This is a genomic window from Sedimentibacter sp. B4 (assembly GCF_000309315.1).
Taxonomy (GTDB): Bacteria; Bacillota; Clostridia; order Tissierellales; family Sedimentibacteraceae; genus Sedimentibacter; species Sedimentibacter saalensis.
Map to the genome: position 1 here is coordinate 24,098 of NZ_CANG01000963.1, position 22,193 is coordinate 46,290.

Here is a 22,193-nt window from a genome sequence, read left to right on the forward strand (position 1 = left end):
AATAAACCGGAGGATTATTATGAAAAAGAAATTATTTACAATGGCATCAATACTTTTGATAGTCGCATCAATGACGGGATGTTCCAAATATCTGGCTCCTGAAAAAAAAGTGCAGGAACCAACAAACAAAACAGAACAGCAAACTCCAGATAAAGAGTCAAATGAACTAAGTCTCCCTACAACAGACAGGGCAGGCAATGAAATAACAATTCCTGAAGAAGTAAACAAAATAATATCCATGTCCCCTTCAAATACAGAAATTATTGTAGCATTGGGTTACGGAGACAAACTAATTGCAGTTGACAAATATTCCAAAGACATAGAAGGAATACCCGCAGATCTGCCTCTATTTGACATAATGAAGCCTGATGTTGAACAGCTCGTTGCCCTTGAACCTGACCTCGTTATTGCATCAGGAATGAGCAAGAGTGATGGAAGCGATCCTTTCAAGCCTGTGAAAGACTTAGGAATTTGTTTGGCATACATACCTTCAAGCGACAGCATGGAAGGAATATACGAAGACATAATGTTCCTGGCTAAATCCCTGAAGAATGAAGAAAAAGGAACAGAACTTGTTGAGGGAATGAAGACAGAAATAGCTAAAATCACTGAACTTTCTTCAAAAATAACAGAAAAGAAATCAGTTTATTTTGAAATAGCTGCTGCACCAAATCTGTACAGCTTTGGAAGCGGAGTATTCTTAAATGAAATGATTGAACTTATCGGTGCAGAAAATATATTTGCTGATCAGGAAAAATGGATTTCCGTATCAGATGAATCTGTTGTAGCAGCAGATCCGGACATAATACTTACAAATGTCAGCTACATTGAAAATCCAACTGAAGAAATAAAATCAAGAGCTGGATGGGATAACATGACTGCTGTTAAAAACAATGATGTTTATTACATCGACAATTCAGCAAGCTCTCTATCAAACCACAATGTTGTTAAAGCATTGAAGGAAATGGCAGAAGATGTGTATCCGGAAGTATTTAAAAAATGAAAACTAAAATAAAAGTAATTTTGTCCATCATTATATGCATAATAGTAATCATGATGGGCATCGGCTTAGGGAGCATTTATGTTCCCGGAAGCCACATTATTAATATAATAGCCGGCAAAACATTTGGATTACCACTTAATCCGGATGTGAAGGAAGTTTCCGTTTCAATTGTATGGAATCTGAGACTGCCAAGAACAATACTTGCATTTCTTGTGGGAGGAGCACTGGCTGTGAGCGGAACTGTAATGCAGTCAGTACTTAAAAATCCTCTTGCATCATCATATACACTTGGGGTTTCTTCAGGAGCATCACTGGGTGCGGCATTTGTTATAGTCACAGGATTTTCCATACCTTTTCTTGGACCATTCACATTACCGGCAGTGGGATTAACATTCGGGTTGGTCACTGTTTTTTCGGCAGTGAAGTTTGCATCAAAAATGGACAAAAACCTGGAAAACAATACCATAATCCTGGTGGGTATGGTGTTTTCTCTATTTGTCAATGCAATTCTTACGCTTTTGACTTCCATGGCAAAGGAGCACCTTGAGCAGCTTACATTCTGGCAGATGGGAAGTTTTGCACTGAAGGACTGGTCCAATGCTTTAATATTGTTCCCCATTGTGCTGGTTGGAATAATTGTAATAGAAAGTTATTCAAAGGAACTGGACATAATGACTTTCGGTGAGGAGCAAGCCTTCACCATGGGTGTTGATGTTCAGAAAGTAAAGTGGATTCTTCTTGGACTTTCTGCTGCTCTCACAGGAAGCGCAATTTCATTTGTGGGAGTCATAGGTTTCATTGACTTGATTGCACCTCATGTTGTAAGGAAGATTTTCGGTTCTTCTCACAAGACAGTAATTCCCATGTCAATGCTTTTTGGAGGAGCATTCATGGTTCTGTGTGATCTGACTGCAAGAACAATTATATCGCCGTCTGAGCTGCCTGTGGGCGCAATAACTGCGCTTGTAGGAGCACCGTTTTTTGCATATATTTATTTTTCCAAAAGAAAGGAGCTGTAAATGCTTACTTTAAAAAATGTTTCTGCAGGCTATAACGGATTTGATGTTATTTCAGACATATCACTGGATGTCATGGAAGGCGAAAACCTGTGCATTTTAGGACCCAACGGCTGTGGAAAAACAACTCTTATTAAGACAATATCAGGGCTGATTCCTCATATGGGAACTATTGAAATAGACGGAATAAATATTTCTGACATGAAAAGAACGGAAGTTGCCGAAAAAATAGCAGTCATGAGCCAGATATCAACAATATATTTTTCATACACCATTTATGAAACAGTTCTTTTGGGAAGATATCTGCACATGAAGGGACGTACATTCAAGGAACCTTCCTTAAGGGACAGGGAATATGCCGACAAATGCCTGAAGGCAGTTGGACTTTACAGCATGAAAAACAAGCAGATAAGCACATTGTCAGGAGGCCAGCTTCAAAGGGTGTACCTCGCCCGGACATTGGCCCAGGAACCAAATGTTATACTTCTTGACGAACCTACAAACCATCTTGATTTGAAACATCAGGCAGAGCTTGTGGATTTCCTCAGAGATTGGTCAAAAGAAGAAGGTCACACAGTAATAGGAGTTTTTCATGATTTGAACCTTGCCATGAAGCTTGCTGACAACGTACTGTTGCTGGATAAGGGAAAAATTGCAGCTTACGGCAAGACAAAGGATGTAATTTCTTCTAAATTATTAAGCGATGTATATGAAATGGATGTGGCAGGATACATGGTTGATTCCCTTAAGCAGTGGGAATGTATACAAAATGGTCCTGCACAAACAAAACTAAGAAAAATTAAATAGTGTAGGGGAGGTAGCGTAGCAGAACTGCTCAGGCCATTGACAAACCCTGATTTTACAAGCCGTAGGGGCGGATCTTGTATCCGCCCGTATAATTAATTCAATAACTTTGTTATCTGCGGGAGGACAGTAGTCCTCCCCTACAAAATATGATTTCAAGTTCACCGACAAATAACCTTGTCATCAACCTTATAGCAGCATAGCTGCTATTTTTTTACAAAATTTCGTTAGCTTCCTTTGAAGCAAGCTCAGTAATCTCATTGTATCTTCCTGTAGATGCATTAAGGGCTGCATCGAATACATCAGGAAGCATTTTCTCAAACACCTTTACTCCTTCGTAAGTGATTCCTCCCTTTGTTGAAACTCTGTTTATTGTTTCTTCAAAGCTCATGTTCTTTTCAAGAAGAAGTCTTGAAGCTCCAAGAAGTGAAACCAATAACATGTGTTCAAGTTCCTCGTCTGTTACGTTCTTGCTCTTTTTTGATGCTGATTTTACAAATTCAAGCATAATTTCAGCGAAAAATCCAGGAAAGCTTGCTGTCATGTTCTGGCTCAGATTAATGTCTTCTTCTCCCATTACTTTAACTTCACTGAAATTTGCCATGAGTTCTTCAAAGAACTTCTTTTCATCATCCTTCACATTTTCATTGTGGCAGGCGATTGTAACTCCGCCGTTAACCATTGAAATCAGTGTTGGCATAAAAATTGTGATGCTTCCATTATGGAATTTTATAAGGTCCTTGTGGGCAACCATTGATGTTGAAATCATGAGATACTTGTTTTCATTTAAATATGGCTTTATTTCCTTCAATACTCTTGGCAGATTCAATGGTTCAACGCATATCATAATTTTGTCGCAGCTTTGCACAAGGTCTTCATTGCTCTTGCAGATAGTAAGCGCTTTGTATTTCTTTTCAAGGCTATCCAATTTTTCAAAGGAGCGGTTTGCAACACAAATATTTTCTTCCTTCACCAAATCCAACTCCATGAATTTGTGAAGCAACATTGACCCCACATTTCCTATTCCTATAATTCCTAATTCTTTTTTCATAATATCCTCCTGATATATATTTTGTATTTGATATTTTGTTATGCATTTTAAATAAAAAACCGCCCCTTAAATACTAAGAGGCGGAATTCCGCGGTACCACTCTAATTGCATGCATAATGCAGCATCTCATTTAAATAACGGTTTTGCCGTTTGGGTCATCCCCAAAAGCTCCAAGACGGGTTCAACATACAGCGGGACAGATACTTTTCACCAATAGTATCCTCTCTAAAGACCTTGCACATTTACTGTTTCTTATCATAGCTGAGTATTAAGTTATTTGATAATCAATATTAATTCTTTCTTCATTTCTTGATTGTATCAACACAGCTCAGTTTCGTTCACCAAATTATCAGTTCCATACTGTCGCATAAAACAAAACCGCCCCTTAAATACTAAGAGGCGGATTATCCACGGTACCACTCTAATTGCCGCATTAATATGCAGCATCTCATGTAAATAACGGTTTTGCCGTTTGGGTTGCTACCCCCAAAAGCTCCAAGATGGGTTCAACATGCAGCGGGACGGAAACTTTTCACCGACAGCTTCCTCTCTATAGACCATGCATATTTACTATTTCTTTTCAAAGCAAATATATTAAAAAGAATGATATAACAATAACTGCAATTTGTCAATAATAAATTTAAAATTATCCAGAAATTATTAATTAGGAGAATTATGGGTATAATATTTTTATCTATATTTAGGAGGTACATATGAACAAACTGATAACCATGGTCATTATTTCAGCAATGCTTTTTACAGGCTGCGCCAATGAAGCAAATCCGCCGGATGACAATAATGAAACTCCATCACTTAAAATTGAAAATTATTATCCATTCACTGAGAATACAAAATATGTTTATGAAGGTGAAGGCAATGAATTTGCATTCATGACTACATACGTTGATTATATTAAAAATAACAGAATTCAGACCAGGACTGACAATGGCGGCACTGAAATTGTCAAAGTACTGGAAATAAAAGACGGGCAGCTTCTTGAACTTTTAAACCGAGGTGAAACATACTTCAGGGAAAATTTCACAGATGAAGAATATACAAGCGGAAGAATACTTTTAAAAGAACCCTTGGAAGAAGGAAACAGCTGGACCAATGACAGTGGTGCAACATCAACCATAACAAATGTAGCAAAAGAAATTGTCACAAAGATGGGAAATTTTGAAGCCTTAGAAGTTACAACAGAAGGCAAGCAAGGCAAGACTATTGACTACTATGCCAAGGACACAGGGCTTATTAAGACAGTTAATATTGGCGAGGGATATGAAGTATCATCCACCATATCAGAAATTATTAAAAATCAGCCTTTCATACAGTCCATAACACTTTATTATCCTGATGTTGATGGAATTACAATTCATGCTGTTGATGTTCAGATTTCATTTAACACCAATGAGGAACCAAAGGATATAATAGAAAAAAATGTTAAAGACCTGTCAGTTTATGAAGTATTAGGCCCAAACACAAAAATAAACGACCTTTATTTCGATGAACAGGGAAACAGCGTACACATTGACCTTTCAAAGGAATTTGTTACAGAAATGAATGCAGGAAGCGGCTTTGAAGCAATGATACTTCAGTGCCTCACAAATACACTGGGAGACTATTACCAGGTTGAAGAAGTGTACATTACAATTGACGGCGGCCCTTATGAATCAGGTCACATAATTATTGAAGAAGGCGAAGCTTACAAGGTTGACTACACAAATGTAAAAACAACAGAATGAAGTATAGGGCTTTTGGCTGAAATGCCAATAGCCTTTTTTTGTATATCAAGTTTTCATACTTGGTCTATCCTTGCTTATTATAAGATATTATAATAATTCATATGCTTTTTTCACCTAACTCCCCTTCCATTAGCGTTTGTGCTATTATCTGACGTCTTGTAGAAGCCAGTACTTGCTGAAGTATACTATAAGGCTGGTTAACCGCAGGAATTATTTCATTCAGACTAAAACCATAAACATCCTTCCATATTATTGTTATTCTGTTCAATGGTTCAAGAGATAGTATAATCTTTTGCAGCAAACTTGCATCAGCTTTTTTATCATGTTCTTCACAGCCTTCGTCTGTAAAGGACTTGAAATCGCTAATGTAAATATTACAAATATCTTTTGCAATACACATAAAAAAATCTTCAGACATATTATTGTTCAAATCTGATGCCTGAACCATCCTATTAATTGCCGTCTCCGCTAAAATACATGCTGAATTTTCAGATCCTGTTAATCGGAAAGCAAAAGCATATACTTTTTTAATAAATACTTCCTTAGACATATTATCCATTATATTCCCCATATAAAACCTGTGAATTAAATTCTATTATAGACTATAACATTCACCAGCTACCTCTTTAACTATATGCGCAAGCGTTTACACTTCTGTTAATTGTTCTATAAATATATAGACAATCTACAGATTAATTTTGTAACATAATTTTTTGAATATTTTGAAATAACTTTTACCATATATACGCGGTTATTTCCACTACTATATAAACAATTCAATATGAATTTGGAGAAAAGATTTTTAAATATTTTTATGTATCCACTGATGTCATAGGGACAGGACTATTGTCATATTGGTGTCAATAACCCCGTCCCCTTGTCAACACGTCCCGCTTCATAGTGTTACTGTTTTATCTTTCTGCGCTATAATCATTTTTTGTCGCGACAAATAGATATTCAACAAACGCAAATACAGTTGGAAATATGGCAACTAAAAGATAGAAGAAGAGATTTGTTAGAAGCGATTCAAATGTGCCGGCATACTCTCCAGACTTGTTTAGCAAATCAGAAACAAAGATTGGCACAACATTTTTTTTATCTAAATTGTATCCAACCAAAAGAAAACAAAACACAGACAGGAGCCGAACAGCCAATCTGTAAGCAGAAGCTTTGGTAGCCATATTTCGTGAATCAAAATAGAAATTGTTTCTGTTCATTAAAAAGCAACAACCGCTAGCGCTAATTATAGGGATTAAAATATACGGTACAATCAGAAGCAAAGCAATGGATGGCCAGGGAATGAAAACCATACATATGATAAATATGGATCCATATAAAATATACTGGCAAACTGACGTAAGGAAAGCGAGCAATAATCTTCGCACCATTTTTTACTCCTTCTATTTTTTATTTTTTGTAGTTCATTTTTCACAATTAACTTTAAATATAGTGCAAATAGAACAGTCCAACGGAATCATCTACAAAAATCCATATATTTATTATAAATGGAAAAGTATATTCATATTTTCCATTTATAATATGTATCGTTCCATCCATCCCCTTTTATTCCTCCTATATCAACATAATTTTAACTTATAAAATCATGTTGATATATGTTACCCCATGCTTTCACAACCAACCAGATACAAAAACATCTTTGACAAAATCTTACGCAATAAAACCTCATAAGTTCCCCTCAACTTAATCAATTTTATATTTATATTCTATATTACTGTATTATATATTTTGTAATTTAATTTGTCAATATATGATTCACTCGAACGACATATCAATCAACTATTTGTTATTTTAAGGAACTGCTTTTAGGATATGATTTTCATTGACATAATAAGAAGAACATTCTATAATATTGTTTATAATATAATGATATTCAATATAATTTAATAATTCAAATATACAGAGGTATTTTTTATGGATAACAATTCATTTTCGCTAACAAAAAATGAACAGGAAATTATGGATCTTTTGTGGTCGCATGATAAGGCTTTGTCACGCTCTGAAATTATTGAGCTTTCTACGGAACGTTCCTGGAAAAAAAGTTCAATTCATATTTTACTGAACAGCTTATTAGAAAAAGGAGCAATCAGGGTGGAAGGCTTCGTAAAAACAGGTAAAAATTATGGAAGGACATATTCCGCAGCAGTTACTCAGGAGGAATATCAGATTATGCAGTTTAAGCAGGGAGCAAACTATCTTAAATCAAAATCATCTGCTATAACAGGTCTTGTATCTGCACTTGTTCAAAATGAGGATATTGATAATGAAACACTGGATAAGCTGGAGGCTATTCTGAAGGAACGGAAGAGCGATAGAAAATGACTGTAACTACTTTCTCGGTTATTACTTCTATACTGCTGTGCAACGTATTTTTTATTGTTATTGCTTTATTGCGAAAGCGTAATAGCTTTATAATCAATTTTAGCCTCATTCCTTTAATATTGTTGATTGTTTCCGGAATTTTTCGTTTGATTTATTTTGTTGAATTTCCAAATGCCATTGTTATCGAATCAGATAAAATTTTTCCTGCCATTATGGATATTTTTAACAAACAATTATTTACCGTTTATAATGATATTTCAATACATATTCACGATTTATTGATTGCTGTCTGGTTCATTGGAGGTATATATAACTTATTAAAATATGTGCACCAATCAATCAGTCTCTATCATTCTGTGAATGCTATTTCCGGAACTCATGACCCAAGGATTGTTTCATGCATGGATGAGATTATAGCAAAAAGCTATAAAAATACAAAAGTTAAAATAATACAATCCAGGGAAATAACCGTTCCTATGATAACAGGATATTTTAAACCTGTTATTTGCCTTCCTGATATAACATTTTCAGATGATGAACTGAAAAATATCCTTATTCATGAATGGACTCATTATTTGAATAAGGATGCATGGGCTAAATTTTCCATGTACTTTTTATGCTCGTTGTTTTGGTGGAATCCTTTTGTTCATTTATTAAGGAGAGAATTGGATCATATTTTGGAAATTCAATGTGACCTAAGCATTACGTCTCAAATGGATGAACAAAGACGCATCAGCTACCTGGAGAGCATCTTAAAAGTCATCCGTGAAGCGAGAAACATTACTGTGCTTCATACTACTCCTATGAACTGTGCTGCACTGGTCAGCACAAATAACACACAAAAAATTGAACAAAGATTTAATCTTGTGCTTGAATATAATTCCAGCAGTAAAAAACAGCACAAATTTCATATTCTTTTGATGTGCTCCATGATTTTATTGACCTTCTTAGCATCGTACAAGCTTGTTATACAACCTGTTTACTCTGCACCAGCACAATCTCAAGAAGAAATTTTTGACATTAACCCAGAAAATTCATATTTGATACTTAATGAAAACGGCACTTATTCCTTATATGCTGACGGCAAATACAGATGTGATATACCTAACATCGATATAGAACCATTTTCATTATTACCTGTTAAATAACAAATGAATGTGAAGGAGGTGAATTAATTGAAAATAAGAAACATTTTAATCCGTTGTTCCATTATTGGCATTCTTCTAATGTGTCTAAGCACAGCTTTTATATCAAACCATGCTGTATACGCAGCAGAAAAAGCAAGTTCTGAAGTAAATGGCGGTGCAGTGATAAATGCAGAACAAACAGAATGGAAATACCGAGTTGTGGACGGAAAACTGCAAAAACGATTATGGTCACTTACTTATGGTATATGGCTTACCGATTGGGAATGGGTATAACTTCTCTTCTCTTCAATCAAGGAGGTAATTATTTAATTTAGTTACCTCCAGGGACGGGGTTATTGTCATATTGTTGTCAATAACCCCGTCCCCTTGTCACTACCCTTGTCACTCCCTTGTCACTAACATGGATATTCTTTGAGAGTGAAATAGCCCAACGATGAGTGTAGTTTCTATATTTAATATAAGAGAATTCCGATAGAGATTGTCAGGAATCCAATTAATAGCACGATTAGAAGCTTGCGATACCATTTAGTACTTACACATGTACCACCTTCGGATATTTTTTTCTTCGAGAACTTAAACCAAAACAGATATACTAGTAGAGATGCCCCTACTAAAAAAGCACCATACAGGTTAAGCAAGAAAGCCCAAATTGTTTTCTCATCGCTATAAGGGGAGTTTCCGAAGTATTTCATACCATTACTAAATGAGATAAACAGCATAAAGATTAATGGTATAGTATAGTTTGGTATAAAAGTTTTTTTCATATTTTTATGTATATTTTCTAGTTTTATTGCTTCATCGGTTTCTAATGGCATAGCGTCATGATCTGCGATAAATACATGCATATTTTTCCATTGGAATTCTTTTTCCCAACCGCCCTTGACACAAAGCTCTTCAAGCAATTTTTGCTCTTCTGTGGATGCAGATTCATATTTTGAATTACTTGTATAGAAAGCAAAAAATTTCTTATTTGATGGCTCTGACCTCTTAAACTTCCATAGAAACGGTCCTATACTTTCAGTTCTCCATCCTTGTGCTGCCATAGCAGTTAAATTATCTTCAATACTCTTATAATCATATATTGTTATATATGGAAATATTAAGTACTTAGTATCGCTCATTTCACCCTCCAAATAAATAATAAAGCTATCATAATCATCTATCTGCTTTTTTAGTCGATCAGTATTCTCTTCTTTTTTTCCCCTTTTCTAATGCATGATGCAATATCTGTAATTTTGAAAAGTTTCCCTGCTTTAAATAATTTTTTAAAAACTCTATTAAATAAATTTAATTATTCAGCGGAACCGCTCAATACGGTTAATTTTAATATAACTGTATCGTATACTATATAATCATTTTTGTCAACATATCCAAACTAAAAGTTTACTCTTTTATTTGGTATTTTCCTAAACGCCATATCAATCATCAATCATCTATCACACATTACCTTCACAGCTAAGCTGTCACCGTTCTGATTGCAAAAACAGCCTCCGGAAATCCGAAGGCTGTTTGTTATATTGCATATTCATTAAGGCATATGATCTTACCTTTTTTAACTTCTCTTCCCGGGATTCCAACAACTGTTGAATTTGGGCTTGTGTCGTAAAGAACTACGGAATTTGCTCCGACTCTTGTTCCTGAAGCTATATAAATATTTCCAAGAATCTTTGCAGAGCTTCCTATTGTAACATTGTCCCCTACTGTAGGATGTCTTTTTCCTTTTTCGTTGCCTGTTCCTCCCAGTGTTGCTCCATGAAACATTGTAACGTTGTTTCCGATAACTGCTGTTTCTCCTATTACAACTCCCATGCCGTGGTCTATGAACAATCCCTTGCCTATTGTTGCTCCCGGATGGATTTCAATTCCGCTCCATTTTCTTCCCATGTTTGATATCCATCTTGCCATGAAAAATCTTTTTTTCTTGTATAGGTTGTGAGCAATTCTGTATGTTATGAGAGCCTTCATGTGAGGATACAAAAGCAATACTTCTATTCTGTTTCTTGCTGCAGGGTCCCTGTCAAACACTGAATCTATATCTTCAATTATTGATTTTATAAATCTTATCATGGGATCATTCCTTTCTAGTAGTACTTAACCATTGACAAATACTTTTCTCCGCCGTCAGGAGATACTGTAACTATTTTTTTGTTGTTTCCGTATTTTTTTGCAAGCTTTCTTGCTGCAGCCACATTGGCTCCTGTAGATATTCCAACCAGAATTCCTGTCTTTGTGGAAACTTCAACAGCTGTATCTATGGCTTCCTCATCTGTTACAGTAAATATTTCATCAACATAACTTCCGTTGTATGCTCCCGGTACGAATCCTGCTCCTATTCCCTGTATTTTGTGAGGTGCCGGATTTCCTCCGGACAATACAGGTGATTTGGAAGGCTCAGCGCCTGCAGTTATTATATTTTTGTTGTATTCCTTGAGTCGTTTTGAAACTCCGGAAATTGTTCCGCCTGAACCAACACCTGCTACGAATATGTCAAGGTCGTTAACCTGGCTGATTATTTCAGGAGCAGTGGTTTTATAATGGAATTCCGGATTTGCCGGGTTGTTGAACTGGTCTGGCTTGAAGTAATTTTTGTCATCCTTCAAAAGTTCATTTGCCCTGGCAATTGCCCCAGACATTCCCTTGGCACCTTCTGTGAGTATCAAAGTTGCTCCGTATGCTGCTATTATATTTCTTCTTTCAACACTCATTGTTTCAGGCATTGTTATTACTACCTTGTATCCTTTGAGTCTTCCTATCAAAGCAAGACCTATTCCTGTGTTTCCACTTGTAGGCTCAACAATTATGCTGTTTTTCTTCAATATTCCTTTTTCTTCTGCATCCAATATCATTCCAAGGGCTGCCCTGTCTTTTATGCTTCCGCCCGGATTGAATTTTTCCATTTTAATAAATATATTTTCTCCTGGCAATTGAACTATTGGAGTATTGCCTATTAATTTTAAAGTTGTATAATTTTCCATAACTACCATCCTTTTTACCCCTAAACCAGAAAAAAATATAGCTTCATGAGCTTTATTTTTAAATACAAAAAATCCGCCTCTTAATTTTCATCAGAGACGGATATAATCCGCGGTTCCACTCTTATTGGCAAATAAATTGCCCACCTTAACAGCACCATCATGCTATTTCATTTTAACGGGTTGATTCCGCAGCAGCCTACTTTATATTTCGGTGCTGTACTCCGAAGGGCACTTCACATATACATCCAATAAGCATCCTTTCAGCCTGGAGATGCTCTCTCTAAAAATTCAATATATATTACTTTCCTTCTTCACTGTATTTCCTACTAATTTAGTTGGGTATATTTTTTACTTATTATATTATACCGACTTAAAAAAAGCAACACTTTTTTAAAAATATTTTAAATAATTTTTATGCCAATTAATCGATACTTATTTTTCTTTAATTGTCACTTTTCAGCTTATTAATGAAGCTGTAGGTTATTTTTGCCGTAAGTCCCCATATAACTTTATCTTCATATTTATAAAATAAACGGGATACCTAATGTTCCCCCAATTGTAATTGATTCCGTCATTGACCATGTGGTATGGAAAATCCTTGTCTGCCTGAGGAAGGTAGTTCATGTAATATTTTTCCGGCTCGTTGTTTAAAAAATATGACAAGGGAACACAAAAAAGATCATCAACCTCATCCTTGCTGTAGGGAATGTCAGATACATCAAGGTTTTTGATGTATCCCAGAAATGAATATACAAATGAACCGCTTTTGCTTGTAGCATAATCAAGTTCAGACAATATTTCTATATTTTGTTTTGGAATTCCAAGCTCTTCCCATGTTTCACGCATGGCAGCTTCGGCTGGATTTTCAAAGTCCTCTATCTTTCCTCCGGGAAATGAAATTTCGCCTGGCTGCCTTATGGTTTTGGACCTTACTTCATAAATGAGATTAAGTTCTCCGTCTTTTTCAACCAGCGGAACCAGCACAGAAAACCTGAAATCTTCATCAATTGGTTTTGGTTCAACATCATTTATTTTATTTTTTATATATTCAATATTCATTATCCGTTAAGCCTCATCAATCCAAATAATATAAATACCAGTCCTGATATTGTTTTTATTATATAAGAAGGAATGTGTTTAGTCAACGATGAGCCAATAATTATTCCAATGAAACCAATGAACAGCATTCCTGCAACAGAGCCTGCAAGCACCATTAAGGGATACTCTGCCTCCATGGCCAGGGTCATTGCAGTAAGCTGTGTCTTGTCTCCTATTTCTCCCAGGAAGAATGTCAGAGCGGTTGTTAGTATGGGGCCAAATCTGAAACACTTGTCAGTGCAGTCTTCATCATCAGAAATTATTATGATAATTCCAAAAAATATAAACATTAATCCTGCAAAAACCTGAAGCAAATTCTGGTCAATCACTCCGGATAAGAGGCTTCCTAAAAACACCGCTGCTCCGTGATTTAAAAAAACTCCCAGGAGTATACCTAAAAGCATTTGAACCATGGTGTACTTTGCAGCCAGGGTCATTAGCATAAGTTGAGTTTTATCGCCTATTTCAGCAGCAAAGACCAGTACAAAAGCTTCTATAAATTCCATGTAATTCCTCCATTAATTTATTATCAAACAAACTCTTTTATTAATTGTCCATATATATTATAATATTTGATATGAAGTACAATCAGAACAAAAATATTATTTTGATTGCTTATGTTTGGAGGCATTATGTTGAATATACTAATTACCACAGCACCATTCGGAAACGGACATAAGATGGTGGCTACAGCTTTAAAAAATGCATTTATAAACAAGGGGTACACCAATGTCTTTGTAGTTGACTTGTTTACAGAGGCTCACCCCAAAATCACGGAAACAATTAAAAAGGCATACATAAAAAGCTATGACTTCGGAGAAGCATATTCTAAAATTTATTATGGCTCCGAAAAGCTTACAGACATGAAAGTCATTGAATTATACAGAAACTTTGGTTACAAAAAACTTGATGAAATAGCCAGGCAATTCCAGCCGAATCTCATAATAAACACGTTTCCCATATTGTCATCACTGAAGGTAAAAGACAAAAACAACAAAAATATACCTGTGTTTAACATTGTTACAGATTTTTACGTACATAAACTTTGGATAAGCGAAGAAATAGACAAATTTTACATAGCTACAAATGAACTTCAGGAAGAAATGAAAAAAATGAACATTCCTGTTGAAAAAACAGTTGTTTCAGGCATACCAATACGAGATGCCTTTGAAGAAGTTGAAAACATAACAAACTTGTACAAAAAGTACAATTTCCGAAAAGGCAAAAAAATTGTATTGATAAATTCCGGTGCATTCGGAGTGTTCAGAAGCATAAAGAATGTATGTGTTGAACTGTGCAAGGACAGATCAATTCAGGTTGCTGTTGTTTGCGGAAACAATACAGCTCAAAAGGAAAGTCTTGAATCCCTCGGTCTTAGAAATCTGAAGGTTTTTGGATTTACCGAAAACATTGATGAACTTTATAAAATATCAAGCTGCATGATAACAAAATCCGGCGGCATAACTTTAAGCGAAGCATTGGCTGTTCAAATTCCTCTCATAATAATAAAGCCTGTGCCGGGACAGGAAAAGGAAAATGCCCTTTATTTTGAGAAAAAAGGTGCTGCTATAATTGCAAACAATACATTCCAAATTATAAACAGCACGAAGGAGCTTATAAAGAGCCCTGACATGCTCAATGCAATGAGAAAAAACATGAGGAAAATGTATTATAAATCATCTTCTGAAAAAATAGTTGATGATGTGGTTGAAAGTATAGAAAAATAAGAGGTATTTATGAGAAAATTCTTGGTTTTGCTCGCCCTTATGTTGTTTCTTTCAGGCTGCAGCAGGGAAAAAAGTGCAGTTTCTGATCGTGCTGCGCTTGTTGAAACCATTACTGTTAATATGGAAAGCACAGATTCTTACCTAAAATATGTAGGGATAATTAACAGTGATTCCTTAAAAAAATACTCCTTCAAATCAAGCGGAATACTGAAGTCAATATATGTGCAGCAAGGCCAGAGTGTGGATGAAGGGGAAGTTTTGCTTGAGCTTGACAAGTCTGATTTAAAAATTCAGACAGATGCAGCCAAAAATCAGGCAGATGCTGCATATTCACAATATGAAAAAGCACTTTCAGGAGCTCAGGACGAAGATATAAGCGCTGCAAAGATTGATGTTGAAAAAGCACAGGCTGCATATGATTATGCCCTTCTTACATTCAATGACACAAAGATTCTTTTCGAAGAAGGAGCCGTGTCGCAGTCAAGCTTCAAAGAAGCAGAGCTTGGTTTAAACATTTCTGAAAAGGAGCTTGACCAGTCAAAAGAAGTTCTTAATAAAACATTGGCAGGCACTCGAAGCGAAGACATTTCTTCTGCAAAATCTCAGTATGAAATGTCTTTTAATAACTATGAAGCTGCTTTAAAGCTATATGAAGAAGCAACTCTTGTCTGTGATGTTAATGGGTATGTTGCAGACATTTTGTATAAAGAAGGTGAACTTATTCCTGCAGGCTATCCTGTCATATTAGTTCAAAGTGAAAATCAAATTGCCACAGTTGGATTAACCCAGGAAGACTCTGAAAAAGTAAGCGTTGGAACCCTGGCCAGAATCACTGTAAACAATGAAGTGTATTCAGGAAAAATAACAAACATAAATCAGACTCCTGATGAAGCCTCCATGACATTTACAGCAGAAATATCCATTGATACAGACAAAAAATTTTACATAGGCTCCATAGCCGAAGTGGAACTCATAACAGGAAAGTCAGACGGAATTTATCTTGAAATACCATACATTTTAAATGATGGTGAAAATTACGTCTACATACTGGAAGAAGGAAAATCCATAAGAAAAAATATTGAGGTTTTAGATATAGTGGATGACAAGGCACTGATAAGGGGATTGTCTGACAATGATGAATTAATTATAAACGGAACTGACAATATTAAAGACGGTTCCCCTGTTATGAAAAAGTGAGGTTTTTATGAAAAAAATCATTACATTTTTGCTCAGGGAAAAGTATGTTGCAGTTGCTGCTTTTGTAATTACAATATTGTTTGGAATTTTTTCATTTTACCGCATGCCCCGTCAGGAAAATCCTGACATAACAAGCCCATCTGCCTTAATTTCAACCGTGTACCCCGGTGCCTCTGCCCATGATGTTGAAGAGCTTGTGACGAAAAAAATTGAAGAAGAAGCTTCAAAAATAGATGGCATAGAAAAAATAGACTCTATATCAAATGACAACTTCAGTGCAGTTATTGTTACCATAAGCTATTCCGTTGACAAGGAAAAACAGTGGTCTGATTTAAAGGAATACATAGACAATGTGAAATCTGAACTTCCATCAGGCTGTTATGAGCCCCATGTTGATACTGAGTCAATGGTTGAGACAGCAGGAATGCTGTTGTCTGTTTCAGGAGAAAATCTTACTCTCAGCCAGCTTGATTATTATAGTAAAAAAATTAAAACAGAACCTTTTATCTATTGAAGAAATAAATAAAATTACCATAGCAGGAAATACGACAAAAAAAAGTATTTGTTAAAACAAATGCCATGAAACTAAATAATTATTCCATTTCAATAGAAGAAATACATAATCTTCTTCAGGCACAGAATTTACGGATACCTGCAGGAGCAATAGACACACCAGGCGGAAAGATAAATGTTAATGTTCCCGAGAGTTTTGAGTCCCTTGAAGACATTGAAAATATAATAATAGCCGCATCAGAAAGAGGAATAGTCAGGCTCAAGGATGTAGCAAATGTTTATTTTGGTGAAGATGATGATGCAAAAAAAATATACTCTAAGGGCACAAATGCAGTTGTTCTTGCTGCATATTTCAAAACTAAAAACAATGTTGTTCTTGTTGGGGATGAAATAGATGATGCTATTCTTAAAACAAAAAACAGTGCTTCAGTAGATTTAGACATTGATAAAATAACATTCCAGCCTGAAGATGTAAAACTAGCCCTAGATGATTTTATTTTGAACCTCTTTGAAGGAATCATATTTGTAATTGTCATTGTTCTTATTTGCATGGGAATAAGAAATGCCCTGATAGTTTCAGTTTCACTGCCTCTTACTATCTTTGCCTCGTTTTGCTTCATGAATATTTTCAAAATTGATTTGCAGCAAATATCCATAGCAGGACTCATCATGGCAGTTGGAATGGTTGTTGACAACTCCATAGTTGTGACGGATGCAGTGCAGATGAGACTTAACGAAGGACTTCCAAACAATCAGGCTGCACTTGAAGGCGTTATGGAATCTGCAGTACCTGTATTCACTTCAACACTCACCACGGTTGCCGCACTTGCAACACTGTTTGTTCTGCCCGGAGAAGCAGGTGAATTCATAAAGACAATGCCTGTTGTAATAATTGCTGCATTGTTGTTTTCCTATGCTGTCTCCATATTTGTTGTACCGGTTTTTGCAGCAATGTTTTTCAGGACAAACACAAAACTCGACAACTATGACAGCAAAACAAGACTGATTTTTTCAAATTTGCTTAGTGCCGCTTTTAATCGAAAAAAATTGTCAGCTATTCTGGTATTCGGCATTTTTTTCCTAAGCGTGGCAACTGCTGTTCTTGTTCTTCCCCTTGAAATTTTTCCGTACACAGATAAAAATTACCTGTATGTAGATGTTGTAAACTCCAAGAAGGGCGATATAAAAAGCACATATGAGCTTACCAAGGATATAGAATCTCTCCTTGGTGACGAAAAAGCAATAGAAAGCATTTTTACCTGTGTTGGAGGATATTTTCCAAAGTATTACCTGACATCTGCAATTGGTTCAGACTCAGCTGACTTTTCACAACTGATTGTAAAATTTAACCTGAAAAATGATAAATCATTTGGAAAAGACAAGCAGGAGTTCATGATGCACATTCAAAATAAATTAAATGAAAACATCACAGGAGCTCAGATAACTGCCAAACTACTTGCCATAACAGCTCCAGGATCAGACATAGAAATTTTGATTTCCGGAAATGAAAGAACTAACCTTGTTGAAAAAGCAAACATGATTAAAGATGAACTCATGAATATTGAAGGATTGTACAATGTTACAAGCTCATATGCAAAGAATCGTCAGGAATACAGCATAGACGTAGACAACAGCATTGCTTCTGTCATGGGGCTTACTAAGTATGACATCCAGCGCCAGGTAAACATAGCTCTTAGCGGAATAAATGCTTCAGTTTTAAATTTAGGTGACAATGAATATGACATTGTGCTCAAATCAAACATTGCAAGCATAAGTGATCTTGAAAACTTTAAAATAAAGTCAACTGCCACCGGAAACAAAATAATGCTTAAGCAGGCAGCAGATGTTACACTTAGTGCAGCAGAGCCATCAGCCCAGCGATACAACAAATCGCCCGTTATAAAGGTTACTGCAGAGGTTTCCAAAGGATACAGCGCCCAGATGGCACAAAATAGAATTGAAAAAATAATCAATTTAAACTATTCTGATGATGACATAGACTTTGAATTCGGTGGAGAAAAACAGACATTGTCCAAGTACCTTAAAGGTCTTGGCATAGCTGCTGCCATATCCCTTGCGGTAATTTTCGTTATTTTAATGATTCAGTTCAGTTCACTCTTGCAGCCGCTGATAATAATGATATCCGTTCCGTTGTCAGTAATAGGTTCAATTTTTGGATTGTGGATTTTTAATCAGCCGTTTTCATTTACTGCAGGCCTTGGACTTTTGTCGCTCATAGGAATTGTTGTAAACAACGCCATACTTCTTCTTGAATACATCAACAGAGCAAGGCGCGACGGATTAACGATAGATGAAGCCTGCAAAAGTTCAGTTAGAAGAAGGTTTCGCCCAATAATGCTTACCACAATAACAACAGTGGTTGGACTTGTACCATTGGCTTTATCTGCAAGTTCATTTTTTACACCAATGGCTGTGGCTCTTATGACAGGCCTTATGGTTTCCACACTGCTTACTTTGATTGTTGTTCCCATGTTTTACAGCATGATTGAAAAATAATTAAAATAATAAAAAAAAACAGCAGCCATTGCTGCCGTCAGACTATTGACAAACAAATTTCTATATATCGTAGGCGGGTCTTGTATCCGCCCGTTTGTTGATACAACAATTCTGTTATATTCGGGAGGACAGTAGTCCTCCCCTACGAATTTTGATTTCAAATTCACCAGCAAATACCAAGTATTAATAATTTCCCAAGGGAGATCTTATTACAATCTGCCGATTTTTTTAACGATTGCACCAACTACAAAAATAATGAATCCAACACCCACTCCTGCAAACAAGGAATCAAAGCTGAGTTCAAAAAACATTCACATGTGAGATGAGCAGTGATTCCACCTATGCTCGATGCAACAGCAAATCTATGGTCAATTTTATCCTTGAAGAAAAGCGCCCCAAGCATAGGAAACAAAAGCACAGTACCCCTCAGTCCCGTAGCCAAAAAACCCCAGGTGAGAATTGCAGTCTGCTTATTTATGCTCACTATTGCAGCCGAAATGAGAAAAGACAAAACTATGAAAATCCTGCTGACAAGAAGCTCCTTTTTTCCATCAGCATCTTTTCTTATAAATTTCTTGTAAATGTCTTTGGACACAATAGTCCCAAATCCAAGAGCCATGCCGGAACCAGTTCCCACAAGAGCTAAAAGGAGTGTTGCAAGAACAGCACCTCCAAGCAATGGAGGCATATTTTCCAATACAAAAATGGGAAATGCCTGACTTGATTCTATTAATGGATAGTTTATTTTCATATACATTCCAATAAACACAGCACCTAATCCTACAGGTGGGAGCAATAACGCTGCTGCTACAGTTGCTTTTTTCGCATCAATATCATTTCTTCCCGACAAAATAGTCTGCACGTAAGTCTGCCCGCAAAGCACTCCTAAGATAACAGATACCAATGAGCCAATATCAATTCCAAAGCCCCTGGCAAACATGTTGAAATATTGTTCCTTGGGAAGAGCATTGTAAATGGGAGTAAATCCACCGCTCAAAGTCATAATTTTATATGTTCCGAAACCAACTGCAATGTACGTCAGCACAAGTTTTACATTTCCAAGAATTCCTGTCCCAAGAACTCCTCCAAATACCACGTAACATATCATTATTGCCACAGTAATTGCAGCGCTGAGAAACGGTCTGATGCCAAACACTGCAGTAAGCAGTGCATTTGCTGACAATATTTGTGCCACGATGTTTAAAACAATTCCAAAGGAACTCAATACGGACGCAACAACTCCGGCAAAGTTTCCATATTCATGGCTGATTACCTGCTGAATGGTAATAAAACCGCTGTTTCTGAAAGGCTTTACAAAAAAAGCCCAAACAACAGACATCCTAAACCCGAGCCCAGGGTGAACCACCAGGCGGACATTCCGTAAGAATAAGCAAGCTGCGCTGTTCCTATGGTTGAAGATCCTCCTATAAGCGTACTTATAAGGGCTCCTGCAACAAGTGATGTGCTTGCGCTCCTTCCTCCTGTTGTAAAGTCAGATGAATTTTTAATGTTCTTTCCTGAATTAACGCCGATTATCATAATTAACAATAAGGTTGACGCCATTCCTGCAATATGTAAAAAGCCTGCTTCTGCCATTTCAGTCTCCTAAAAATGAACCCCTGACCGATCAGTATGAAACATATTCATATACTGACTGGGCAGGGAATTAATTTAGCTTATTTATTTAACCTTCGAAAAAATAAGTCTTCCGAGCTTTTCAGCACCTATGCGAATTTTTTCCGGAGTTACACCTCCATAGCTTATTCTCATGCAGTTTCTTCCCTTTCCTCCGCCTTCAGCGTAGAAACCTTCACCTGCAACAAATGCAACTTTTACATCAGGATTTGAAACAGATTCTTTAAGAAGCTCTGTTGTGTTGATGTTTTCAGGAAGCTCAACCCATACAAACAATCCTCCGTCAGGAGTTGTTCTCTTTGTTCCTTCCGGGAAAAATTTGTCTATGCATTCAAGCATAACGTCTCTTCGTTCTCTATACAAATCGCAGATCATCTTGTGATGAGCAGGATAATATCCTCTTTTGAAAAACTCTGCACAAAGTATCTGCGGTAGCATTGCTGTGTGCGAATTTGTTGCTGTCTTTGCATCAAAGAGCTTTTCAGTTATTTCATCATTAGCATATATGTATCCAAGTCTGCTTCCTGCTGAAAAAATCTTTGAAAAACTGTTGGCAAGAATTGTATGTCCGGTTTTATCAAAAGATTTTATAGGCAAAAGATCGCTGCCGCTGTAGCGTATGTCCCTGTATGGATCATCTTCAAGAATGATTGTGTTATACTTGCTTCCAAGCTCGGCAATTTTTTTTCTTCTTTCCTGCGAAAGGGTTATGCCTGTGGGATTTTGAAATGTAGGAATTACATAAACCATCTTTGGTTTGTACTTTATGATTTTTTCTTCAAGGTCATCTGTCATCATGCCGTTTTCATCCATAGAAACAGGTATGCATTTTGCCTGGAACATTTCAAAAACTTCCACTGAATGCACAAAACTTGGAGATTCAACAAGTATGATGTCATCAGGATCAATAAAAAGCTGGCACAATAAATTTATTGCTTCCATTCCTCCGCCGGTGATTATGATATTTTCAGCTTTTGCTTCTACTCCCTTTGGAGCAAGCAGTTCATTAACCACAACCTCCCTAAGGTCAGCTGTTCCCATTACAGGACCGTACTGAAGTGCTTCAATTCCTCTTGAATCCATTCTCATTATGTCATTTGAAATTTCACGGACAATATCAACAGGCAGTGCTTCCCTTGCAGGCGCTCCGCCTCCAAAAGATATAATTTCAGGATCATTCATAGCACCAAATAGTTTTTTAACCACATATGCTGAATTTTCCATGCTTTTCATGCGTTTTGCAAAGTGAGCCATAATATCCCCTTTCTAAAATAATATTTATTTTTATATTTTAACATATAATTTTATTGCCGTCGATAATTATTAAATTTCCATAATACGACAACTACAATATCAGAAAATTAATCTATTAAATCAAAACACTCATTGTAAGAGCCTCTTATATTAAATTAGTTATTTTTCCAATA

Annotated in this window: 22 protein-coding genes and 3 other annotated features; of the genes, 11 read left to right on the forward strand and 11 right to left on the reverse strand. The window is 36.2% G+C overall.

Annotated features, from left to right (window positions below):
- The first annotated feature begins 19 nt into the window (after window positions 1–19).
- From BN358_RS21180 to BN358_RS21190, 3 genes are read left to right on the forward strand one after another with little or no spacing between them, the layout of a single operon-like run.
- Entirely contained in the window at window positions 20–1,003 is a 984-nt protein-coding gene (locus BN358_RS21180; protein ID WP_019230543.1) for an ABC transporter substrate-binding protein, read from the forward strand.
- Window positions 1,000–2,022, forward strand: coding sequence for an iron ABC transporter permease (locus BN358_RS21185; RefSeq protein ID WP_019230544.1), 1,023 nt, complete (start codon window positions 1,000–1,002; stop codon window positions 2,020–2,022). Before BN358_RS21180 ends, BN358_RS21185 begins: the two co-directional genes overlap by 4 nt.
- Entirely contained in the window at window positions 2,023–2,826 is an 804-nt protein-coding gene (locus tag BN358_RS21190; protein WP_019230545.1) for an ABC transporter ATP-binding protein, read from the forward strand.
- Between the two features lie 211 nt (window positions 2,827–3,037).
- On the opposite strand, the gene BN358_RS21195 is transcribed toward BN358_RS21190, so the two are convergent.
- Entirely contained in the window at window positions 3,038–3,874 is an 837-nt protein-coding gene (locus BN358_RS21195) for an NAD(P)-binding domain-containing protein (protein ID WP_019230546.1), read from the reverse strand.
- A 73-nt stretch (window positions 3,875–3,947) separates the two neighbouring features.
- Window positions 3,948–4,142 (reverse strand) — a binding site (T-box leader).
- A gap of 124 nt (window positions 4,143–4,266) precedes the next feature.
- Window positions 4,267–4,467, reverse strand: a binding site (T-box leader).
- 120 nt (window positions 4,468–4,587) lie between these two features.
- Between BN358_RS21195 and BN358_RS21200 the strand changes: the two genes are divergently transcribed.
- Window positions 4,588–5,616, forward strand: a complete 1,029-nt coding sequence (locus BN358_RS21200; protein WP_019230547.1) for a GerMN domain-containing protein — start codon at window positions 4,588–4,590, stop codon at window positions 5,614–5,616.
- Window positions 5,617–5,713: 97 nt separating this feature from the next.
- Here the strand turns inward: BN358_RS21200 and BN358_RS21205 are convergent, their stop codons facing one another.
- Together BN358_RS21205 and BN358_RS25820 are read right to left on the reverse strand one after the other, a co-directional pair.
- Window positions 5,714–6,175 carry a hypothetical protein gene (locus tag BN358_RS21205; protein ID WP_019230548.1) on the reverse strand — a complete coding sequence of 154 codons (462 nt, stop codon included), beginning with the start codon at window positions 6,173–6,175 and terminating at the stop codon, window positions 5,714–5,716.
- A 352-nt stretch (window positions 6,176–6,527) separates the two neighbouring features.
- Window positions 6,528–6,833 (reverse strand): hypothetical protein, encoded by a 306-nt coding sequence (locus tag BN358_RS25820; RefSeq protein WP_157593576.1) that lies wholly within the window; start codon window positions 6,831–6,833, stop codon window positions 6,528–6,530.
- Window positions 6,834–7,548: 715 nt separating this feature from the next.
- Between BN358_RS25820 and BN358_RS21215 the strand changes: the two genes are divergently transcribed.
- The 3 genes from BN358_RS21215 to BN358_RS21225 are packed head-to-tail and all read left to right on the forward strand — an operon-like array spanning window position 7,549 to window position 9,377.
- Window positions 7,549–7,956 (forward strand): BlaI/MecI/CopY family transcriptional regulator, encoded by a 408-nt coding sequence (locus BN358_RS21215; protein WP_019230551.1) that lies wholly within the window; start codon window positions 7,549–7,551, stop codon window positions 7,954–7,956.
- Window positions 7,953–9,104 carry a M56 family metallopeptidase gene (locus BN358_RS21220; protein WP_019230552.1) on the forward strand — a complete coding sequence of 384 codons (1,152 nt, stop codon included), beginning with the start codon at window positions 7,953–7,955 and terminating at the stop codon, window positions 9,102–9,104. The genes BN358_RS21215 and BN358_RS21220 overlap by 4 nt, the downstream gene beginning before the upstream one ends.
- A 27-nt stretch (window positions 9,105–9,131) precedes the next feature.
- Window positions 9,132–9,377: a hypothetical protein gene (locus BN358_RS21225; protein ID WP_019230553.1), complete on the forward strand. Its 246-nt coding sequence runs from the start codon at window positions 9,132–9,134 to the stop codon at window positions 9,375–9,377.
- Between the two features lie 179 nt (window positions 9,378–9,556).
- Here the strand turns inward: BN358_RS21225 and BN358_RS21230 are convergent, their stop codons facing one another.
- From BN358_RS21230 to BN358_RS21250, 5 genes are all read right to left on the reverse strand, one after another.
- Window positions 9,557–10,225, reverse strand: a complete 669-nt coding sequence (locus tag BN358_RS21230) for a DUF2812 domain-containing protein (RefSeq protein WP_019230554.1) — start codon at window positions 10,223–10,225, stop codon at window positions 9,557–9,559.
- Between the two features lie 391 nt (window positions 10,226–10,616).
- On the reverse strand, window positions 10,617–11,171 hold the full coding sequence (gene epsC, locus BN358_RS21235; protein WP_019230555.1) for a serine O-acetyltransferase EpsC: 555 nt from the start codon (window positions 11,169–11,171) through the stop codon (window positions 10,617–10,619).
- A 14-nt stretch (window positions 11,172–11,185) separates the two neighbouring features.
- A complete protein-coding gene (cysK, locus tag BN358_RS21240; protein WP_040584127.1) occupies window positions 11,186–12,079 on the reverse strand; it encodes a cysteine synthase A in 894 nt (297 codons plus the stop codon).
- Between the two features lie 89 nt (window positions 12,080–12,168).
- Window positions 12,169–12,403: a binding site (T-box leader), on the reverse strand.
- 156 nt (window positions 12,404–12,559) lie between these two features.
- Entirely contained in the window at window positions 12,560–13,138 is a 579-nt protein-coding gene (locus tag BN358_RS21245) for a CoA pyrophosphatase (protein ID WP_051011062.1), read from the reverse strand.
- The gene (locus tag BN358_RS21250) at window positions 13,138–13,683 is read right to left on the reverse strand and encodes a TMEM165/GDT1 family protein (protein ID WP_019230557.1); all 546 of its coding nucleotides are present in this window, start codon (window positions 13,681–13,683) and stop codon (window positions 13,138–13,140) included. Before BN358_RS21250 ends, BN358_RS21245 begins: the two co-directional genes overlap by 1 nt.
- Window positions 13,684–13,809: 126 nt before the next feature.
- Between BN358_RS21250 and BN358_RS21255 the strand changes: the two genes are divergently transcribed.
- Genes BN358_RS21255 through BN358_RS21265 form a run of 4 tightly spaced genes read left to right on the forward strand, consistent with a single transcriptional unit; the run spans window position 13,810 to window position 19,131 of the window.
- On the forward strand, window positions 13,810–14,904 hold the full coding sequence (locus BN358_RS21255) for a glycosyltransferase (protein ID WP_019230558.1): 1,095 nt from the start codon (window positions 13,810–13,812) through the stop codon (window positions 14,902–14,904).
- A gap of 9 nt (window positions 14,905–14,913) precedes the next feature.
- Window positions 14,914–16,101 carry an efflux RND transporter periplasmic adaptor subunit gene (locus BN358_RS21260; RefSeq protein WP_019230559.1) on the forward strand — a complete coding sequence of 396 codons (1,188 nt, stop codon included), beginning with the start codon at window positions 14,914–14,916 and terminating at the stop codon, window positions 16,099–16,101.
- Window positions 16,102–16,108: 7 nt separating this feature from the next.
- Window positions 16,109–16,615: an efflux RND transporter permease subunit gene (locus BN358_RS28440; RefSeq protein ID WP_083851728.1), complete on the forward strand. Its 507-nt coding sequence runs from the start codon at window positions 16,109–16,111 to the stop codon at window positions 16,613–16,615.
- Between the two features lie 29 nt (window positions 16,616–16,644).
- Window positions 16,645–19,131 (forward strand): efflux RND transporter permease subunit, encoded by a 2,487-nt coding sequence (locus BN358_RS21265; RefSeq protein ID WP_255346927.1) that lies wholly within the window; start codon window positions 16,645–16,647, stop codon window positions 19,129–19,131.
- Window positions 19,132–19,375: 244 nt separating this feature from the next.
- On the opposite strand, the gene BN358_RS21270 is transcribed toward BN358_RS21265, so the two are convergent.
- From BN358_RS21270 to BN358_RS21280, 3 genes are all read right to left on the reverse strand, one after another.
- Complete coding sequence (locus BN358_RS21270) at window positions 19,376–20,470, reverse strand: sodium:solute symporter (RefSeq protein WP_040584122.1); 1,095 nt, start codon at window positions 20,468–20,470, stop codon at window positions 19,376–19,378.
- Window positions 20,443–20,727, reverse strand: coding sequence for a hypothetical protein (locus tag BN358_RS21275; protein ID WP_040584125.1), 285 nt, complete (start codon window positions 20,725–20,727; stop codon window positions 20,443–20,445). Before BN358_RS21275 ends, BN358_RS21270 begins: the two co-directional genes overlap by 28 nt.
- An 84-nt stretch (window positions 20,728–20,811) precedes the next feature.
- Window positions 20,812–22,020, reverse strand: a complete 1,209-nt coding sequence (locus tag BN358_RS21280) for a PLP-dependent aminotransferase family protein (RefSeq protein WP_019230560.1) — start codon at window positions 22,018–22,020, stop codon at window positions 20,812–20,814.
- Window positions 22,021–22,193 lie beyond the last annotated feature (173 nt).

Excerpts from the sequence above, each read along its gene's own strand:
- BN358_RS21195 (WP_019230546.1), bottom strand. The coding sequence starts at position 3,874 with ATGAAAAAAGAATTAGGAATTATAGGAATAGGAAATGTGGGGTCAATG.
- BN358_RS28440 (WP_083851728.1), top strand. The coding sequence starts at position 16,109 with ATGAAAAAAATCATTACATTTTTGCTCAGGGAAAAGTATGTTGCAGTT.
- BN358_RS21190 (WP_019230545.1), top strand. The coding sequence starts at position 2,023 with ATGCTTACTTTAAAAAATGTTTCTGCAGGCTATAACGGATTTGATGTT.
- BN358_RS21280 (WP_019230560.1), bottom strand. The coding sequence starts at position 22,020 with ATGGCTCACTTTGCAAAACGCATGAAAAGCATGGAAAATTCAGCATAT.
- epsC (WP_019230555.1), bottom strand. The coding sequence starts at position 11,171 with ATGATAAGATTTATAAAATCAATAATTGAAGATATAGATTCAGTGTTT.
- BN358_RS21215 (WP_019230551.1), top strand. The coding sequence starts at position 7,549 with ATGGATAACAATTCATTTTCGCTAACAAAAAATGAACAGGAAATTATG.
- BN358_RS21255 (WP_019230558.1), top strand. The coding sequence starts at position 13,810 with ATGTTGAATATACTAATTACCACAGCACCATTCGGAAACGGACATAAG.
- BN358_RS21185 (WP_019230544.1), top strand. The coding sequence starts at position 1,000 with ATGAAAACTAAAATAAAAGTAATTTTGTCCATCATTATATGCATAATA.
- BN358_RS25820 (WP_157593576.1), bottom strand. The coding sequence starts at position 6,833 with ATGAACAGAAACAATTTCTATTTTGATTCACGAAATATGGCTACCAAA.
- BN358_RS21220 (WP_019230552.1), top strand. The coding sequence starts at position 7,953 with ATGACTGTAACTACTTTCTCGGTTATTACTTCTATACTGCTGTGCAAC.
- BN358_RS21230 (WP_019230554.1), bottom strand. The coding sequence starts at position 10,225 with ATGAGCGATACTAAGTACTTAATATTTCCATATATAACAATATATGAT.
- BN358_RS21205 (WP_019230548.1), bottom strand. The coding sequence starts at position 6,175 with ATGGATAATATGTCTAAGGAAGTATTTATTAAAAAAGTATATGCTTTT.
- BN358_RS21245 (WP_051011062.1), bottom strand. The coding sequence starts at position 13,138 with ATGAATATTGAATATATAAAAAATAAAATAAATGATGTTGAACCAAAA.
- BN358_RS21180 (WP_019230543.1), top strand. The coding sequence starts at position 20 with ATGAAAAAGAAATTATTTACAATGGCATCAATACTTTTGATAGTCGCA.
- BN358_RS21270 (WP_040584122.1), bottom strand. The coding sequence starts at position 20,470 with ATGTCTGTTGTTTGGGCTTTTTTTGTAAAGCCTTTCAGAAACAGCGGT.
- BN358_RS21275 (WP_040584125.1), bottom strand. The coding sequence starts at position 20,727 with ATGGCAGAAGCAGGCTTTTTACATATTGCAGGAATGGCGTCAACCTTA.
- cysK (WP_040584127.1), bottom strand. The coding sequence starts at position 12,079 with ATGGAAAATTATACAACTTTAAAATTAATAGGCAATACTCCAATAGTT.
- BN358_RS21200 (WP_019230547.1), top strand. The coding sequence starts at position 4,588 with ATGAACAAACTGATAACCATGGTCATTATTTCAGCAATGCTTTTTACA.
- BN358_RS21260 (WP_019230559.1), top strand. The coding sequence starts at position 14,914 with ATGAGAAAATTCTTGGTTTTGCTCGCCCTTATGTTGTTTCTTTCAGGC.
- BN358_RS21250 (WP_019230557.1), bottom strand. The coding sequence starts at position 13,683 with ATGGAATTTATAGAAGCTTTTGTACTGGTCTTTGCTGCTGAAATAGGC.